Here is a 17,404-nt window from a genome sequence, read left to right as displayed (position 1 = left end):
GGCGCGCCGCCGCCCCGGGCCCCGCCCACCCCGCCCCCCCGGCGGCCCCCCCCCCCGGGGGGTGGGTTGGGGCCCCCCCCCCCGCCCCCCCCCCCCCGGGGGCCCCCCCGCGGCACTTTTCGGCCAGGACCGGACAACCCGGTTGGCCATGCATCTCGATTCGATCACATGATCGGATTGCCAACTCGCCTGCCACGGCCCCGTCGACCAGCGCGCCGCCGACCGCCACGCAGTCCTCGTCCGCGCCGCCGACCTCGCCGCCGGCCGCCGTGCCGCCGAAGGCCGAGGAACCGCCGAAACAGGACCCGGCCGCAGTCGATCCACCCAAGCAGGATCCGCGCCGACAGGATCCGCCGAAGAAGGATCCGCCCAAGCCGGACCCGCCGAAGAAGGATCCTCCGGCAAAGCCTGATTCCGGGCAGGCCGGTTCGGTCCATCCCGGCGCGTTCCGCGCGCCGGTCGGCGCTCGCGGCACCACGGTCAAGGGCACGGCGATGATCTGCTCGAACAAGGCGGGCGACATCCGGGCGCGTTGGCGAGCCGCCTGACCCCGACCGAGGCACACCTTCGCGGCCGACGTGATCCGTACGGCCCGGCCCCCGGATTCGAACCGGGGGCCGGGTCCGGATGAGTACATCTACTCATGTGCACAACACCCATCCGGCCCAACACTGTTGCCATGACATCGCCGCTGCGCACCAACAACACCCATGGCTTCTTCGTCCAGGCCGCGCTGTCCTTCGGCGTGTCCGTGAGCGCGGTCATGATCGGGATCGTCTACCTCCCGGTGGACCGCTGGATCCGCGCCTTCCTCGGGCTCGGCGTGCTCTACGTCGTGACGTCCAGCATCACCGTCGCCAAGGTCGTCCGTGACCGCCAGGAGAGCGAGGCCGTGGTCAATCGGGTCGACCAGGCGCGCCTGGAGAAGTTGCTGACCGACCACGACCTGTTCAAGAACGACCTGGTCTGAACGCGGGCGGGCGGCGCCCGATTTCGCGCCGCTCCGCTACTGGCCCAGTTCCTCGATCGTCTTCAGGATCCGCTTGTCCGACACCGGCTGCGGCGTGCCCAGGGACTGGGCGAAGTAGCTCACCCGCAGTTCCTCGATCTGCCAACGCACCGCCGCCACCTCGGCCGGAATCGGCGCACCCTTGGTCTGACGGTCCATCAAATCCCGGTAGGCAGCCTGGATCTGATGGACCTTCAGCATGCGCTCGCGGTCCCGCACCGGGTCCGCCTCCAGGCGTTGCAGCCGGCGCTCCATCGCCTGGAGATAGCGATGTACGTCCGGCAGCCGCCGCCAACCCGCCCCGGCCACGAATCCCTTGTGCACCAGCGCCGTGTACTGCGCCTTCAGGTCGGCCAGCGCCGGCGCCAGGGCCGGACTCCGGGTCGCCTTCAGCCGCCCGGCGACGTTGTGCGACGCGCCCAGGATGCGCTCGACCTTGACCACGGTGTCCTCGGTCAGCCGCGGCAGCCCCGCCTTGACCCGGTCGCGCAGCCGGACGAAGCCCGCCTCGTCCCACACCGGGCCGCCCGCGTCCTGGATCAGCATGTCCGCCGCGCACGCGAGGATGTCCTCGAAGAGCGGATCGATGCCCCCGTGCGGGTTGTGACTGAGGGTCAGCTTGGCCATGTTGGGCAGCCGCCCCTGGATCTGCTTGACCGGCGACTGCACGTTCAGCAACACCAGGCGCCGCGTCCCGAGCCGCATCGCGCGCGCCTGCTCCGACTCGCTGTCGAACAGCCGGACCGCCACCGAGGCGCCCTCGTCGACCAGCGCCGGATACGCCTTGACCACCAGCGGCCCGCGCCGCTGCTCGACCACGCGCGGCAGTTCGCCGATGGTCCAGGCGGTCACGCCGGTGCGCTCGATGTCCAGCGTGCTCGCCGCCTCGGACACCGCCGCCCGCATGCGGTCGCGCAGCTTGAGCTTGAGCGCCTCCAGGTCCTTGCCCTCGGCGAGCGTGCGCCGGTCGTCGTCGAGCACCCGGAAGGTCATCCGTACGTGGTCGGGCACCTTCGACAGGTCCCACGTCTCGCGCTTGACCGGCATGCCGGCCATCCGGCTCAGCTCGCGCTCCAGCACGTCCACCAACGACCCCCGGCGGGCCGGGATCCGGGCCAGGATCGCGCGGGCGTAGTCCGGCGCGGGCACGAACCCGCGGCGGATGCCCTTGGGCAGCGCGCGGATGTACGAGGTCACCAACTCCTCGCGCAGGCCCGGGATCTGCCAGTCGAAGCCGTCGCCGGTGAGCTGGTTGAGCACCGCGACCGGGATGTGCGCGGTGACCCCGTCCGCGTTCGAGCCGGGCTCGAACTGGTAGGTCAGCCTGAGCTCCAGGCCCTCCTCGACCCACGTGTTCGGGTAGTCCTCCTCGGTGATCCCGCCCGCCTTGGCGTTGATCAGCATGGACTTCTCGAAGCTCAGCAGGTCCGGCTCGGTGCGGTGGGCCTTCTTCCACCACGCGTCGAAGTGCCGTCCGGAGACCACGTCGGCGGGGATGCGCTCGTCGTAGAAGTCGAACAGGGTCTCGTCGTCGACCATGATGTCCCGGCGCCGGGCCCGGTGTTCGAGCTCCTCGACGTCGGCGAGCAGTCGCCGGTTGGCCGCGAAGAACTTGTGGTGCGTACGCCAGTCGCCCTCCACCAGGGCGTGCCGGATGAACAGTTCGCGGGACAGCTCCGGATCGACCTTGCCGTAGCCGACCTTGCGCGCGGCCACGATCGGCACGCCGTACAGCGTGACCTTCTCGTAGGCCATCACCGCGGCCATCTTCTGTTCCCAGTGCGGCTCGCTGTAGGTGTGCTTGACCAGGTGCCCGGCCAGCGGCTCGATCCACTCCGGCTCGATCCGGCCGGCGATCCGCGCCCACAGCCGCGACGTCTCGACCAGTTCGGCCGCCATCACCCAGCGCGGCGGCTTCTTGAACAGCGCCGAGCCGGGGAAGACCGAGAAGCGGGTGCCGCGCGCGCCGCCGTACTCGCGCTTGGCCGGGTCCATCAGGCCGATGTGCGAGAGCAGGCCGGAGAGGATCGCGGTGTGGATGTGCTGGGTGTTCGGCTCCTGCGGCTCACCGGTCGCCTCGATGCCCAGCGACTTGGCGGCCGAGCGCAACTGGCTGTGCAGGTCCTGCCATTCGCGTATGCGCAGGTAGTGCAGGAACTCGCTCTTGCACAACTTGCGGAACCGGCTGGAGGACAGCTCGTCGCGCTGTTCCTTGATGTAGTTCCACAGGTTGAGATACGCGAGGAAGTCGGATTCCTTGTCCGCGAACCGCGCGTGCAACTGGTCGGCGTGCTGCTGGTGTTCGACGGGTCGCTCGCGCGGGTCCTGGATGGACAGCGCGGACGCGATGATCAGCACTTCGCGGACCACGCCGTTGCGGTCCGCCTCCAGGATCATCCGGGCCAGCCGAGGGTCCACCGGAAGCTGGGACAACTTGCGGCCGACCGGGGTCAGCCGCTTGCGTACGTCCGCCTCGTCCGGGTCCAGCGCGCCCAGTTCCTGGAGGAGTTGTACGCCGTCCTTGATGTTGCGCCGATCCGGCGGCTCCACGAACGGGAAGGCGGCGATGTCGCCCAGGCCCAGCGCGGTCATCTGCAGGATGACCGAGGCCAGGTTGGTGCGCAGGATCTCCGGGTCGGTGAACTCGGGCCGCGACTCGAAGTCCTCCTCGGAGTACAGCCGGATGCAGATGCCGTCCGAGGTGCGCCCGCTGCGGCCCTTGCGCTGATTGGCGGAGGCTTGCGAGACGGCCTCGATCGGCAACCGCTGCACCTTGGTGCGCAGGCTGTACCGGGAGATGCGCGCGGTGCCCGGGTCGATCACGTACTTGATGCCCGGCACGGTCAGCGAGGTCTCCGCGACGTTGGTCGCGAGCACGATCCGGCGACCGGAGTGTTGCTGGAAGACCCGATGTTGTTCGGCGGCGGACAGCCGCGCGTACAGCGGCAGCACCTCGGTGTTGCGCAACTGGCGTTTGTTCAGCGCCTCGGCGGTGTCCCGGATCTCCCGCTCGCCGCTGAGGAAGACCAGGATGTCGCCGGCCGGCTCGCCGAGCAGTTCGTCCACCGCGTCGCTGATCGCCTGGACCTGATCACGATCGTCGGGTCGGCGCTTGGCCGCCGGCTCGTCGTCGTCCTCGTCCTCGTCGACCTCCGCGACGAGCGGGCGATATCGCACCTCGACCGGATAGGTACGGCCGGACACCTCGATGATCGGCGCGTCGTCGAAGTGTTGCGAGAAACGCTCCGGGTCGATCGTGGCCGAGGTGATGATCACCTTGAGGTCGGGCCGACGCGGCAACAACTGTTTGAGGTAGCCGAGCAGGAAGTCGATGTTGAGGCTGCGCTCGTGGGCCTCGTCGATGATCAGCGTGTCGTACTGGCGCAACAGCCGATCGTTTTGCACCTCGGCGAGCAGGATGCCGTCGGTCATCAGCTTGACCAGCGTGTTGTCGCTCGACTGGTCGTTGAAGCGGACCTTGTACCCGACCACGTCGCCGAGTTGTCCGCCCAGCTCCTCGGCGATCCGGTCACCGACCGTGCGCGCGGCGATGCGGCGGGGCTGGGTGTGGCCGATCAGTCCCTGGACACCGCGACCGAGTTCGAGGCAGATCTTGGGGATCTGGGTGGTCTTGCCGGAGCCGGTCTCGCCCGCGACGATCACGACCTGGTGATCGCGGATCGCGGCCAGGATGTCGTCCTTCTTCTGGCTGACCGGCAGGGCCTGGGGGTACCCGATCGTGGGCACGGCGGCGCGCCGGTTCGCGATCCGCGTCTCGGCGGCGTCGAACGCGGTGATCAGGCTCTCGGTCTCGGCGACCTGCTGCGGGCCCTTGCGGCTCTTGCGGGTCCGGTCGAGGCGACGGCGCAGACGGTCCTGATCCCGAAGCATCAGGTGGGGCAGGCGCGCCTGGAGGTCGGCGAGCTGAGATGTGGCTACTGGCGTTCCCATTACGGGGTCAAGGATAAGTGGCACCCCCGGGGCGCAGGCCAGTGGATTACTCCCGACGGTGATCGGCGGTGTTTCACTCCTCGATCCCCCTGTCGTGTCAATTGTTGAACGTAGAACTACTTGGTATCCTGGGCCCATGGACACCGTCTCGTCGCCGCGCGCCGTACCGCGCATGCCCGTCCTCTATCTCGGCCACGGTGCGCCGCCGCTCGCGGACGACGCTTTGTGGACCGGCCAGCTCGCCGCCTGGTCCGCCGACCTGCCCCGGCCCACCGCGATCCTGATGGTGTCCGCGCACTGGGAGGACGCCCCGATCGCGCTCGGTGCGACCCGCACGATCCCGCTGGTGTACGACTTCGGGGGCTTTCCCGAGCACTACTACCGGGTCACCTATCCGGCGCCGGGCGCGCCGGAGCTGGCGGCGCGGGTGCGGGCGCTGCTCGGGCCGGACGTGCGGGACGCGCCGGAGCGCGGGCTGGATCACGGCGCGTACGTGCCGCTGGTGGAGATGTATCCCGACGCCGACGTGCCGGTGCTGCAGATGTCGCTGCCCACGCTCGATCCGGTCGGGCTCTACCGGGTCGGCCAACGGCTCGCGCCGCTGCGGGACGAGGGCGTGCTGATCGTGGGCAGCGGGTTCTTCACCCACAACCTGCGCGGCCTGGACATGCGGCCGGAGGCGCCGGCGCCGGGGTGGTCGCGCGAATTCGACCACTGGGGCGACGAGGCGTTTCGGGGTGGTGACGTGGACACGCTGCTCGACTTCACCCACAAGGCGCCCGCCGCGCGCCTGGCGCACCCCCGGACCGAGCACTTGGCGCCGCTGTTCGTCTCGCTCGGCGCGGGCCACGAGGATCTGGACCGGCTGAACCAGGTCATCGACGGCTTTTGGTTCGGCCTGTCCAAGCGGTCCATCCAGCTCGGATGACCTGCGGGGCTGCGTCTGCTGTCTACTTCGGCGCCCAATGCTCCGAAGTAGACCAATATCGTAAATAAACGGAACTGCGCCACGGCGCGCCACCGGAGCCGTAACGTAGCCGCATGGCTGCCAGAACCCTGCCGCAGAGCTGCGTGGGAGTCGGCTGCATGCTCGTGCGCGAGCATCTGCACACCGAACAGCCCTTCTGGGACGCGAGGTTCTTCCCGTCCGGGGGCGTGCGGGAGGACAGTGGGCTGCTCGTCGCGCTGCTGATGGCGTCGGCGCTCTACCGCGTGGCGCACACCATGGGCATGGCGGACACCGACCCCGACGCGGTGATGCGGGTCCCGGTGGTGCCCGCGCACGCGCTGCTGCGCACCGACCACGACGCGATCGAGGCGGCCCGGACCTTCACGAACCCGGCCGAACTCGACGAATTCCACACCCGGCTCACCCGGCTGCTGCCGGGCCGGGACGCGGTGTGGCCCTCGGTCCGCTGGACCGCCGAGGACCTCCTCCTGGTCTACGCCCACGCCGCGGCGACCCACCGCGTGCTCCCGACCCTGGACCCGACCCGAGCCCTGGCCGACATCGACCCGGGCCTGACGGTGGCGGGGCTGTGGGAGGACTGAGGGGCGGGCGCGGGACCGGGGCCGTGGTCGTGTGGTCGTGCTCGGGTTCAGGCGGGTGAGATGGTCGCCTTCCACGCGCCTCGGCAGAGGTGCAGGGTGCCGTCCGGGTCGATGACGGCCGTGGCGCCGTATTCCGGCAATCCGCCGTCGGAGAGCCATCGGCTGCGGATGTCGTCCAGGACGGTCCACAGGCGTTGCGGGCCGGACTGGTGCAGGGTCGGCGGTTCGCCGTAGCGGCCGGTGGCCCGGGCCCATGATCCGTCCTCGTGGACCATGACCGCGGTGCGGATGTCGTTCTCGGCCACCCGGTACGCGTGGTGTACGCCCGGGGCCTCCAGCGCGAAGGCCGACATCAGTCCCCAGGTGTCCTGCACGCTGACGACCGGGTATCGGCCGATGCCGACGTCGTCCCCCTCGTCGGTCCAGGCGTGCGCGGTGTCGAGCGAGGGCGGGTAGTCCTGGCCGGACCGAGTGACCATGAACCCGGCGCGCTCCTCGGTGACTTGCCCTCGGGCGCCGCCGTCGGGCGTGGCGTCGGCGGCGATGACCAGGCCGGTGCCGCCGAGGTTGGTCACCAGCCTGCCGCCCGGCCGGAGTGCGGCGAGCCAACTCGTCGGGACGCCGGGTAGGCCGACGGTGGCGACGATGCGGTCATAGGCGCCGGGTAGCGGGCCGGTGATGTCGCAGACCTGCACGTGTGGGTGACGGCCGACCCGCGCCAGGCGGTCCGCGGCGGTGTCGACGAGGTACGGGTCGACGTCGACGCTGGTCACGTGTCGATCGCCGAGCCGGTGGGCGAGCAGCGCGGTGCCGTACCCGGTGCCGGTCACGCACAACGTTTCGGCGCCGTCGGTGATCATCGCCTGGCGGTACATCGCGACGACCAGGCAGGGGAGGGTCGAGGAGGAGGTGGGGTTGCCGGTGGGGCGGTCGGTGGGGTCGGCGTGGTCGGCGTGCAGCGCGCCGAGGCGGGTGACGATGGTGCGGTTGGCGTAGGCGGTGTCGAGCCACCGGTCCGGATCGGAGACGCCGTCGCGCAAGGTCCAGCGCGACCGGTCACGATCGGCCTGCCACCAGCGGGGCACGAATTCGTGGCGGGGGATCTCGGTGATCGGCGCGTGCCAGCGCGACGAGGCGTGCACGGTGTCGGCGGCCAGCGCTGCCGCACGGGATTTCCAGTCCATGGGCCTGCTTTCGTCTTTCGTCGGATGTTGTGCGGCCGTCAGGCGTTGCGGACGCCGGGATTGGGCGCGCAGGAGTCGGACTTCGGTTGGCACGGGGGATCGGCGAGTCGTCGCGGGATGGACTTCGCCAACGCTCGCCAGGGTTGACCGCCGATGATGGTTTCGAGGGATTGGGTGTGTGCGTTGCCGGTGACGACCTGGGCGGACATCGGGCAGGCGGAGACGTCCCCGTCGGGGCCGATGGCGATCTGGCCGTCGGTGCAGTGGCCGCACAACTGGCCTGGGTCGAGGGTGTCGCCGACGGCGGCGCGGCCGATCGCGCGTTGCCGGTCGATTCCGATGCGCGTCACGCCCAGGGCGCGGAGTTCGGCTTCGGCCTCGGTGATGCGTTGGCCTTCGAGGATGTCGACTATCGAGGCGCGCAGCGGGATGCGGTATTCCACGGCTTTGCGGACGTTGGCCTTGGTGCGCTCGTAGGAACCGCGTTGCCGGGTGATCTTCTCGTGCTGGGATGCGAGGTCGCTGTAGTAGGAGAAGCCGAGGCTCACGCCGTCGTGCCGGAAGGTGGCCCAGTGGGGTTCGCGGACGTGGATGAGGTTGCTGAACACCTCGACCCACATGCCGAGCTTCAGGGCGTGGTGGACGAGGTCGGGCAGGTTCGGGTTCAGTGTGGCTTCTCCGCCGGAGATCTGGGTTTGCGTCGCGCCCAGGGCGGCTCCTTGGTCCAGGACGGACAGCCAGTCGGTGAGCGCCATGCTGCCGGCGGTGCCCTGCGGGCCGGACTTGTTGAAGCAGTGCACGCAACTGGCCTGGCAGGCATGGGTGATCGTGAGTCGGACCACCTTGAGGCGTTGGGTGGCGGCCGGTGGGGTTTGCTGGTCGAGGACTGTGGTCACGCGCGTTGTTCCCTTCGGTGATGTCGTGCCGGGACTTGTTTCCGATGCACGGCACATCACTCAGTCTGTTCGAAAAGTCGCACACTGTCCGGATTTTGGGCGGTTGTCACGCTGAGGCGGCGGCATGCGTTCGCATGAGTGGGCGGGCCGGCGTGGTGGTGGAGTCGGGGCGTCAGGTCGGGCCGGCCCGCCGAAGGGCGGCCACGTCCGGAAGGCACTGGCCCGAGGCGGCAGCCGCGATGCGGAGGTCGCGCCACGAGGGGCGGTGCTCCCTGGTTGTGCGACCGCATGGACAGTGCCGGGCCGTGCGGGTGCCGAACGTGGCGACGACGCCGACCCACCGGTTCGCGACGGCCAGGCGATACATCTCGGGCGGGAGGGCCGTGTGTACGGGAGCCAAGTGGGCCAGGTGGACGGCCAGGTTCGTGCCGAACCCCACCAGGGGCGGGTATTCGGGGACGAGGGTGTGCCACACACCTCGATCGGTGACGACGATGCCGTCCGGCGCGGCGGTGACGACTCCCAGGGTCAACGGTGGCGTGTCGACCGGTCTCCCGGTTGCGTTGACGAACACCCCCTGGGCGTCGACGGAAGGCGCCTCGTACGCCGGGAAGACTGCGGAGAACCCGGTCGCGGGGTGGATGAGGGACAAGGGGGCGGTGGTGTGGCTGCCGATGGGCGAGGTGTGCAGCCTCGCGTCCAGTTCGCCGAGCGCGAGCGGCACGGTCTCCGGCCAGGCGCGGCAACCGGATTCATGTTCGAGGGTGCGCGAGACGTGTTCTCCCGGTACGACCCACTCGAAGACGGCTCGGCCCAGGTTCGAGCCGGGCAGCAGGGTCGACTCCGCGAGGCGAAGCGCCGGCAGGAACAGGCGGGCGACATCCCCGGCATCGGTGAACGCGACTCCTTGGGCGGGGGACAGGCGGTGGATGCCGACGGTGGAGGGCGTGCGGGACATAAAGGCTCCAGCGGGTGGGCGCGGTGGCGGATCCGGGCGGGAAGGCGGCACGGTGGGGCGAGAGTCCGCCGGGACGGCAAGTCGCCTCAGTGGAGCGGGAGTTGGGCCTCGCGTCGATGCAGGGTGGAATGTGCAACGGGAGGCCCGCGCCGGCGCAGCTGGTGGGAGTGGTGCAGGCAGCTCAGCTCTGAGATGACGTGTCGTCAGGAATGGTGCTGTGTCTCGGCTTTCGAACGACCACCGTGGCCATCGCCGCCCAGGGCGCCGAGTCGGTGGGCCGCTCAGGGGTGGCTCGTGGGCTCGGCAAGCCCACGACGACCTGGTCACCGGCGAGCCGAACCACGATGCCGCGACGGCGGTACGGCGGTTCGGGCGACTGGGATTCGATGACCGACCCGTAGTCGGGCGGATGTTCGGATGCCGGTCGCTTCGGTCGCTCGCTCACGACGCGAGGGCCGATTCCTCGGAATCCGGCGGCGGAGCGGGACAGCACAGGCGCACCGCGAGGAAGTGCGGATTGGCCGAGGTCGGCAGTTCGAAGACGGCCCGGACGCACTTGGATGTGCCGTCGGTCAGCCATGAGACGGCGTCGGCCAACTCCTTGACGATGAGCAATCCCCGGCCGCGAGTGCCGTTTGCCGAGGACTTGGTGAGGACCGGCTTCGGAAGGCAGTCACCCCGCGCGTCCCCACACCGCCACCACCAACCGACGCCCCGCGATGGCGATACACACCACGATCGGGCGCCTGCCGTAGGTAACGGCGTTCGTCGCCAACTCGTTGAGCGCCAACTCCGCGCTGTCGATCTTCGACTGTCGATGCGGGCGGCGACACACAGGCCCACCGCCCTCTTCCGTATGGCGGAGAGCGAGGCGACTTCGTCGAGGCCATCCGCATCCGGGCGTTCGATCGCCAACGGCAGGTCATCGGCGCGGGTCGGCAGGCATGTGGTGTCGGTAGGCACGGCTCTCCCCTGGAGGTTGGGGTCGGTGCGGCTGAGTGTTCCTGTTGCACAAGGTGATCTTGCATGCGCTGTGGGTTGCTGTTCGTACCGTGCCAAACTTTCACTGGTGACGTCAATGAAAATCCCAGAGAGAATTTCTTAGTCCCCCGAACGGGCGACATCGTCACGGTCGTTCGTGGTGCAGAATGAGCGCTCACAGGGAGGCAGTCATGGCGAGCACACGCGGTTCGGTCACCGGCGGCAGCGTCGTTGGGCAACGCACGCTCGGTGCGATGCTCAAGGCGGAACGCAAGCGAGTGCGCGGAAGATCGCTGAAGTGGGTCGTGGAGAAGACCCAAAGCGCCTTCTCGGTCAGCCGGTTGAGCCGACTCGAGAACGGAGACGCCAAGCCGACGCGTGATGACGTCAAACTTCTTCTCAAGCTTTACGGTGTGCCGAAGGATCAACAGGGTCGCTTCTACGAGTTGTTGCCTGCGGAGGGCGCGCTGCCAAAACCGCACCTGTGGTACGAGGCGTACGGTTCGATCCTGAGCGCGGACTTGTACCAACGCATCGCAATCGAGCACGAAGCCGTCCGGTCCCAGGAATATTTGCCTCTCGGCATTCCTGGCCTGCTCCAGACTCGGGACTACGCCGCGTTGACCCAGCACGGCGCCTACCTGGCCATGGGTGCCGACGAACGCGCGGACCACACGCGAGTACGAATGCTTCGGCAGGAACGTCTTGACGGTTCCGAACCCCTCGTGCTGACCGCCTACATCACCGAGGCGACGCTCTTGTTGACCGCTGGTGCGGGACCGGAGCTGATGGCGGCTCAGATGCAACGCCTCATCGATGAGGTCGACCGCTCGAACATCACGATTCGCGTCGTGCCCAACAGCGCCGGTCTCAAGGCCATGTACCCCTGCGGCATCAACCTTCTGGAGTTTGGTGACGCCAGCAGCTCGGTCGTATACCTGGACGTAGTCGGCGGGAGTGTCCTGCGCGACAATGAGCGCGACATCCAACGCACACTGCGAGTGTTCGAGGAGTTGGACAGGCAGGCGTTGCCACAGGAGAAGACCCTCGAACTTCTTCACCGAAAATTGAGAGAGATTTCGTGATCCAGAACAGGCACCCCGATGCGCCTTGGCGCAAGTCCACCCATTCGGGAGAGGGCAACGGCTGCGTCACCGTTGCACCGCTCGACTCGACCATCGGCGTCAAGGACAGCAAGCTCAATGCCGGCCCTGTTCAGGAGTTCGCCCCCAGCGCATGGGAGCAGTTCCTGAGCGATGGCTTCCGTTGACATAGAGCGCGGCGGACCGTCGCCCAAAGATCACCCTGGAGGGCGGCCCCCGGTATAGGGGGCGTCCTCGTCTGCGTCACCGTATCTGCCGGCGTTGACACGTTTTGGCCGCCATTCTTCGCGGTGCGCGATTGACGTTCCGCGCGTGGCACCCGTGCGTTGCACAGGCGACGGCGCACTCGGCCACCCGGCTGGTGCGCCGTACGAGCGCGTCCACATCACCGCCGGCGTGCGCCGCGTTCCCGCAGCCTGGATCGAACAGGTCGGCGACAGCGCCACCATCGTCATGCCCTGGGGTACCGACTACACCCCTCACGACCAGATTCTCAGGCTTACCAAAACCGAACCCGGACGCGCGTGTGGGCCGTTCGTTCGACCGTCCTCATTTAAAACTCCGCGACCAACGTCACGGATACCCCGAGACGTCTTTCCCGGACGACTGGACCGACAACGCGCGCGAGTCCACCCCCGACATCGACATCGGCGATATCACGGGCGGAGCCTACGACCCCGTGCAATTCGTGATCGGCCTCCACGTTCCCAACTGCGTTCCGGACCCCGTACCGGGCACCCTGTGGTTGTACGCCCCCGACATGGGAGCGGGCCCGTCCATTGCAGCGGCCACCTTCGCCGACGGCTACAAGTCCGCCGCGTACGAAGCCGGCCCACGAGACCTGTGGACCGAGGTCCAAGCGGCCTACCACTGCTGGACGAACGCCGGCCAACCACCCGCGCACGCCTTCGGCTTGACCGTCACCGTCGCGGACGACGGCACGGTATGCCAACGCCCGTGGTTCAAGTCCCCCGACAACGAACTCCACGCACCGTGGAAGTCCCCGCAGTAGCAAGGAGTCACGGTTCACCGCGCGCATCGACTCGGGCCTGTTGGACTGGCGCAGCGACTACGGCCGTCACCGGTACAGCGTCATGGAACTCCCCGAACCCGTGGCCCGGGCCACCATCCGGTACATGCGCGACCAGCGGCTGTCCTACGGAGCCCTGGATTTTGCCCTCACCGCGTCCGGGAGTTTCTGTTCTACGAATGCAATCCACTGGGGCAGTACGGGTGGATCGAGGCGTCCACAGGGATGCCGATCTCGGCGGCGATCGCCGATCTACTCCGGAACGGAAGCTCGACGTGAATCCTCCCGCCCCCTCCGCCTCGATCCGGGACGGTGCCCTGTTGCGGCGTCGTCTCGCCGACGAACTCGCCGCCCGCGGGGATCTGCGCACGCCGGCGTGGCGCGTGGCTGTGGAGTCGGTGCCCCGGGAGGTGTTCGCGCCCGAGTGGTTCGAGCGCGTGGACACCGAGCGGGGCACGATGTGGGCTCCCGTGGTCGGAGATGCCGCGACGTTGGCCCGGGTGTACGAGGACGTCACTCTGGTCACCCAACTCGACAACGGAGTTCGTCCCAGGGACGCGACCGGGCCCGTCTTCGGAGTGCCGTCGTCGTCGACGTTGCCGGGCCTGGTCGTGGGGATGCTGGTGGGCGACGGCCCGCAGTTGGACCATGTCCTGGACGTCGACGGCTCCTTCGCGACGCTGTTGCCCCAGCGGGATGGGTCGTGGCGGGTCCGCGAAGGAGGCCCTCGTCGCCTCTGGGACCTCGCCGAGCGGGCTGCGGCCGCATGGCGGGTGCAGGGCTCACCCGCCGTCGACGCCTTCCGCCTGTCGATCACGCCCGATCGACAAACCGTCCACCTTCCCGACAATTCCCTGACCTGGGACCTGCCCCGCGGCTGAGTTCGCCGCTCGGCGGGGCGCCGGCCGGGCGCGCCCGGCCGTCCCCCGGCCGACCGGGAGCCGCGCCGGGGGGAGTGGCGTGGTTGACCCTCACGTGGCGTCATGGCGCATTGTCGGGGGTGTGGAAGAGCACCTGACCGTGGGGCGGGTGGCCGAGTTGGCCGAAGTGACCGTCCGCACGCTGCATCACTACGACGAGATCGGCCTCGTGCGGCCGTCCGCGCGGACCGCGGCAGGGTATCGGGCCTACGCGGTGGCGGACGTCGAGCGACTGCGGGAGGTGCTGGCCTACCGGCGGTTGGGCTTCGGGTTGCGCGAGATCGCCGATCTGGTCGACGACCCGGCCACCGACGCGGTCGCGCACCTGCGTCGACTGCGCGGCCTGCTGCTGGATCAGCGGGACCGCGCCGCGGGCATGGTGACGGCCATCGACAAGGAACTGGAGGCACGGGCGATGGGGATCAGGACCACGCCGGAGGAGCAACTGAGAGGGGTCGGAAAGCAGTTGTACGACACCATCGGGTCCGCCTACCCGGCGACGCGGCGCACCGAGCCGCGGATCGCCGCGCGGGTCTGGGAGGCGCTCGGGGACGCGCGTACGGTGCTCAACGTCGGGGCCGGCACCGGCTCCTACGAGCCTCCCGACCGCGAGGTCACGGCGGTGGAACCGTCCGCGGTGATGCGGGCGTTGCGTCCCGCCGGTGCGGCGCCGTGTGTGGCCGCCGGCGCGGAGAGCCTGCCGTTCGAGGACCGGTCGTTCGATGCCGCGATGGCGTTCAGCACCGTTCATCACTGGCAGGACCCGATCGCCGGGCTGCGCGAGATGCGCCGGGTGGCGCGTCGTGTGGTGGTGTTCACGCACGACGCCACCGACACCGGCTGGCTGCACCGGTTCTGGCTCACCCGCGACTACCTGCCCGAGGTCGCCGGTCTGGTCACCGGTCGGCCCTCGGTGGATCGGCTCGCCCGCGCGATCGGGGCTCGGATGGAGCCGGTGCTCATCCCGTGGGACTGTGCCGACGGCTTCTTCGAGGCGTACTGGCGCCGACCCGAGGCGTACCTGGACGAACACGTGCGCCGCGCGATATCGGTCTGGACCAGGGTCGGGCCGCAGGCCGAGAAGCGCGCGGTGGACGCACTCCGCGCCGACCTCGCCTCGGGCCGGTGGGCCGAACGCAACCCCGACCTGGTCGACCTCGACGCGGCCGAGCTGGGTCTGCGCCTGCTCGTGGCCTGAGTCGTCGGGGAACGCGACCCCGATCCGGCGCGCAAATCGGGGCCGCGTCGGCGCCGCGGCTCAGCCCTCGTCGGCCGGCGTCAAGTCGCTCTCGTAGTGCACGATCGTCGGCGGGACGGCGAAGAACTCGCCGACGATGGCCCGCCACTGCGGGAAGAGGTCGGATTCACGGAAGCCGACCGTGTGCGCCTCCAGGGTCTCCCAGCCGATCAACAGCAGGAACGACGTGGGGGACTCGACCTGGCGGACCAGGCGGGCCCAGCGGAAGCCGGGAGACTTGGCGACGACCTCGCGTCCGCGCAGGAACGCGGCCTCGAAGTCCGCCTCGCGGCCCTCCGTGACGGTGATGTCCGCGTGTTCGATGATCATGGCAAGCTCCGTGCTTCGTCGGATCGGGTCAAGGCGACACCAGGATATGGATCATGGCGAACCGCCCCGGCGTCGAGCGTGCCGGGGCGGTTCGTCGGTGCCGACGAGCGAGCGTCGACGGCCCGGTCCTAGCTGAACCAGTGCCGCTTCTTACGGGTGAGCTGGTAGCCCAGGATGCCGAACACGACCGCGACGAAGGTCGCCATCGCGGTCCAGAACCAGCGCGCGTTCGGGCCGTCCATCCAGTCCCACTGGTACCAGTGGTCCTCTTCCTGGTCCCAGGCCACCGACCGGGTGTCCGCGGTCTGGCCGCTCTTGAGCACCGAGCCGGCCTTGGTGATCGGCACCAGCGGGTCGGCGAGCCTGCGGTCCGAGGTCGGCACCTGGTCGTCGCCGTCCTTGGTGTCCACCCGTACGGTCACCTTGGTCGCGGCGCCCGTGTCCAGGGCGGGCACGTCCATCGCGGCGATCCGGACGAAGTACATCCCGGGCAGCGGGTCGGTGGACCACGGCTCGGCCCAGTCGCGCACCGTGCGCGGGGTGCAGGTCAGGGCGATCTTGTTGTCGGTCTTCTGCGCGGTGGCGACCTGCTTGCCCTCGACGCACGGCTGCCGCCGGCGCAGGCCGTCGTAGATCTCGATCCGGTAGGTCACCGGGCCGCTGCGCGCATTGCCCGAGGCCAGCTCCAGGTCCACCTTGGCGTGGATCTCCTTGCCCGCCTTGGCCGGGAACTGCCAGTACAGGTACTCACCTTGGGAGGCCGACCAGCGCGCCTCCTCGCCCAACTCGAGCGTGCCCGCACCCAGGAACGAGGTGCCCGGCGGCGTGTCCTGGTCGGCCATCGCCGGGCCCGCGAACAACGTCACACCCACGAACGCCGCGGCGACCGCCGCCAACGCCCGCTTCATTCCACGGATCGCGCCCGTCATGACATCGCCTTTCCGAGAGCCTTGAACGCGCGACGCAGCCAACCGGCCAACAGCCCTGCGATCAGGCCGAATCCGGCGAGTACGCCGAGGAACACCCAACCCCGGCCCAGGCCGTGCACGTTCGCGGCCTTGCTGTCGGTGGCCTTGACCAGGTCCACCGTCAACTCCAGCGGCAGGCCCGGCTTGGTGGCCACATTCGGCTGCGCGGCGAACGCGTTGGTGACGACTAGGCAGATCGTCTTCGTCTTCGCGTTGTCGCTGTCGGTCTTGTACGGGTAGCGCAGACCGGCGGACTGCACGTCGGTACGGCCGTTGCCGGCACCCGCGTTGCCGACCAGTTCGCGGCCGTCCTCACTGAACGCGGTGACCGTCACGTCGTAGTCGCGCGCGACCTTGCGGTCCGCGCCGACCGTCGCGGTGGCCCGCAACTCCTGGTTGGGCTTGAGCGGCACCTTGTACCAGAGGTGCTGGCTGAACTCCTCGCGGTCGCTGTACACGCCGGGCGCGAGCAACGGCGCGTCCTGGCAGCCGTTCGGGCTGCCCTTGACCGACGCGGGCGTCTCGTCCGCCTCGCGCACCGCGCGCTTGACGATCTGCTGGACCTTCTGCGACAGCTCGTCCGCGTTCAGCACCGAGGTGTAGGTGCCGCCGGTGGCCTCGGCGATGCAGGAGAGCTGACGGCGGGTGTTCTCGTCCGGGACCAGGCCCAGCGTGTCCACGATCAGGTTGAGTCCGGACGCGGCCAACTCGCGGGCCACGTCGCACGGGTCGGGCGGCGCGCAGGTCTCCTCGCCGTCGGTGATCAGCACGATTCGGCGGCTGCCGGCTCCGGTGCCCAGGTCCTTGGCGGCCTCGCGCAACGACAGTGCGATCGGAGTCCAGCCGGTCGGCGCCAACTTGGCGATCTCGTTCTTGATCACGACCTTGTTGGGTCTGCCGACCGGGGCCAGTTGCTGGGTGTCCACGCAACCCTTGGCCTTGTCGTTGCCCGGGTACGTGGCACCCAGCACCCGGACGCCGAAGTCGGCCGGCTCCGGGACACTGTCCACGACCTCGTTGAAGGCCTTCTTCGCGGCGTCCATGCGGGTCATCCCGCCGGCGTCGTTGGCCTTCATCGAACCGCTCACGTCGAGGACCAGCTCGACTTTCGGCGGTGGCCCGGTCGGATTCGTCTCGTCGGCCATCGCGGACGGTGCGGAACCGCCCACGACAGCCAAGGTCGTCAGCAGGCCGATCACACCGGCCCCGACCTTTCGCATCTTGATCGTCACGGGGGAGGATCCTACGGATCTAAACGGCCCGCCGTTTGCCGCTCACCGTAGGTG

Annotated in this window: 16 protein-coding genes and 1 pseudogene; 9 read left to right on the top strand and 8 right to left on the bottom strand. The window is 69.2% G+C overall.

The window, feature by feature from the left end; translation table 11 throughout:
- Nucleotides 1–679 precede the first annotated feature (679 nt).
- Nucleotides 680–970: a YiaA/YiaB family inner membrane protein gene (locus tag ACH4U8_RS00325; RefSeq protein WP_360312614.1), complete on the top strand. Its 291-nt coding sequence runs from the start codon at nt 680–682 to the stop codon at nt 968–970.
- 36 nt (nt 971–1,006) lie between these two features.
- On the opposite strand, the gene hrpA is transcribed toward ACH4U8_RS00325, so the two are convergent.
- Nucleotides 1,007–4,960, bottom strand: coding sequence for an ATP-dependent RNA helicase HrpA (gene hrpA, locus ACH4U8_RS00320; RefSeq protein ID WP_395775398.1), 3,954 nt, complete (start codon nt 4,958–4,960; stop codon nt 1,007–1,009).
- Between the two features lie 136 nt (nt 4,961–5,096).
- Between hrpA and ACH4U8_RS00315 the strand changes: the two genes are divergently transcribed.
- Both ACH4U8_RS00315 and ACH4U8_RS00310 read left to right on the top strand, forming a co-directional pair.
- Nucleotides 5,097–5,888, top strand: a complete 792-nt coding sequence (locus ACH4U8_RS00315) for a class III extradiol ring-cleavage dioxygenase (protein ID WP_360312618.1) — start codon at nt 5,097–5,099, stop codon at nt 5,886–5,888.
- A gap of 113 nt (nt 5,889–6,001) precedes the next feature.
- Nucleotides 6,002–6,511, top strand: a complete 510-nt coding sequence (locus ACH4U8_RS00310; protein ID WP_379991500.1) for a hypothetical protein — start codon at nt 6,002–6,004, stop codon at nt 6,509–6,511.
- 47 nt (nt 6,512–6,558) lie between these two features.
- Here ACH4U8_RS00310 and ACH4U8_RS00305 read toward each other — a convergent pair whose 3' ends face one another.
- The 4 genes from ACH4U8_RS00305 to ACH4U8_RS00290 form a co-directional block, all read right to left on the bottom strand.
- Entirely contained in the window at nt 6,559–7,695 is a 1,137-nt protein-coding gene (locus ACH4U8_RS00305; protein ID WP_360312622.1) for a protein-L-isoaspartate(D-aspartate) O-methyltransferase, read from the bottom strand.
- Nucleotides 7,696–7,733: 38 nt separating this feature from the next.
- The gene (locus tag ACH4U8_RS00300; protein ID WP_395775397.1) at nt 7,734–8,591 is read right to left on the bottom strand and encodes a radical SAM protein; all 858 of its coding nucleotides are present in this window, start codon (nt 8,589–8,591) and stop codon (nt 7,734–7,736) included.
- 172 nt (nt 8,592–8,763) lie between these two features.
- Entirely contained in the window at nt 8,764–9,549 is a 786-nt protein-coding gene (locus ACH4U8_RS00295) for a hypothetical protein (RefSeq protein WP_395775396.1), read from the bottom strand.
- 441 nt (nt 9,550–9,990) lie between these two features.
- Entirely contained in the window at nt 9,991–10,146 is a 156-nt protein-coding gene (locus ACH4U8_RS00290) for a hypothetical protein (protein ID WP_395775395.1), read from the bottom strand.
- 575 nt (nt 10,147–10,721) lie between these two features.
- Here ACH4U8_RS00290 and ACH4U8_RS00285 point away from each other — a divergent pair.
- The 6 genes and pseudogenes from ACH4U8_RS00285 (at nt 10,722) to ACH4U8_RS00260 (ending at nt 14,781) form a co-directional block, all read left to right on the top strand.
- The gene (locus ACH4U8_RS00285) at nt 10,722–11,615 is read left to right on the top strand and encodes a helix-turn-helix transcriptional regulator (protein ID WP_360312630.1); all 894 of its coding nucleotides are present in this window, start codon (nt 10,722–10,724) and stop codon (nt 11,613–11,615) included.
- Complete coding sequence (locus ACH4U8_RS00280; protein ID WP_395775394.1) at nt 11,612–11,800, top strand: DUF397 domain-containing protein; 189 nt, start codon at nt 11,612–11,614, stop codon at nt 11,798–11,800. The genes ACH4U8_RS00285 and ACH4U8_RS00280 overlap by 4 nt, the downstream gene beginning before the upstream one ends.
- A gap of 145 nt (nt 11,801–11,945) precedes the next feature.
- A pseudogene (locus ACH4U8_RS00275) lies at nt 11,946–12,128 on the top strand (protein-L-isoaspartate(D-aspartate) O-methyltransferase); the annotation flags it as partial.
- A gap of 31 nt (nt 12,129–12,159) precedes the next feature.
- Nucleotides 12,160–12,645, top strand: a complete 486-nt coding sequence (locus ACH4U8_RS00270) for a hypothetical protein (RefSeq protein WP_395776005.1) — start codon at nt 12,160–12,162, stop codon at nt 12,643–12,645.
- Between the two features lie 293 nt (nt 12,646–12,938).
- Nucleotides 12,939–13,544, top strand: coding sequence for a hypothetical protein (locus tag ACH4U8_RS00265; protein ID WP_395776004.1), 606 nt, complete (start codon nt 12,939–12,941; stop codon nt 13,542–13,544).
- Between the two features lie 121 nt (nt 13,545–13,665).
- Nucleotides 13,666–14,781, top strand: coding sequence for a MerR family transcriptional regulator (locus ACH4U8_RS00260; RefSeq protein ID WP_395775393.1), 1,116 nt, complete (start codon nt 13,666–13,668; stop codon nt 14,779–14,781).
- A gap of 60 nt (nt 14,782–14,841) precedes the next feature.
- Here ACH4U8_RS00260 and ACH4U8_RS00255 read toward each other — a convergent pair whose 3' ends face one another.
- The 3 genes from ACH4U8_RS00255 to ACH4U8_RS00245 form a co-directional block, all read right to left on the bottom strand.
- Nucleotides 14,842–15,150 (bottom strand): antibiotic biosynthesis monooxygenase family protein, encoded by a 309-nt coding sequence (locus ACH4U8_RS00255; protein ID WP_379991507.1) that lies wholly within the window; start codon nt 15,148–15,150, stop codon nt 14,842–14,844.
- Nucleotides 15,151–15,278: 128 nt separating this feature from the next.
- Nucleotides 15,279–16,079: a peptidase gene (locus tag ACH4U8_RS00250; protein ID WP_360312642.1), complete on the bottom strand. Its 801-nt coding sequence runs from the start codon at nt 16,077–16,079 to the stop codon at nt 15,279–15,281.
- Nucleotides 16,076–17,350 (bottom strand): VWA domain-containing protein, encoded by a 1,275-nt coding sequence (locus ACH4U8_RS00245; protein ID WP_360312644.1) that lies wholly within the window; start codon nt 17,348–17,350, stop codon nt 16,076–16,078. Before ACH4U8_RS00245 ends, ACH4U8_RS00250 begins: the two co-directional genes overlap by 4 nt.
- Nucleotides 17,351–17,404: the final 54 nt, after the last annotated feature.

It is taken from the genome of Embleya sp. NPDC020886 (genome assembly GCF_044333915.1).
Lineage (GTDB): Bacteria > Actinomycetota > Actinomycetes > Streptomycetales > Streptomycetaceae > Embleya.
Note: the sequence above shows the minus strand (reverse complement) of the source record. Positions and strands in the feature narration are given on the sequence as shown.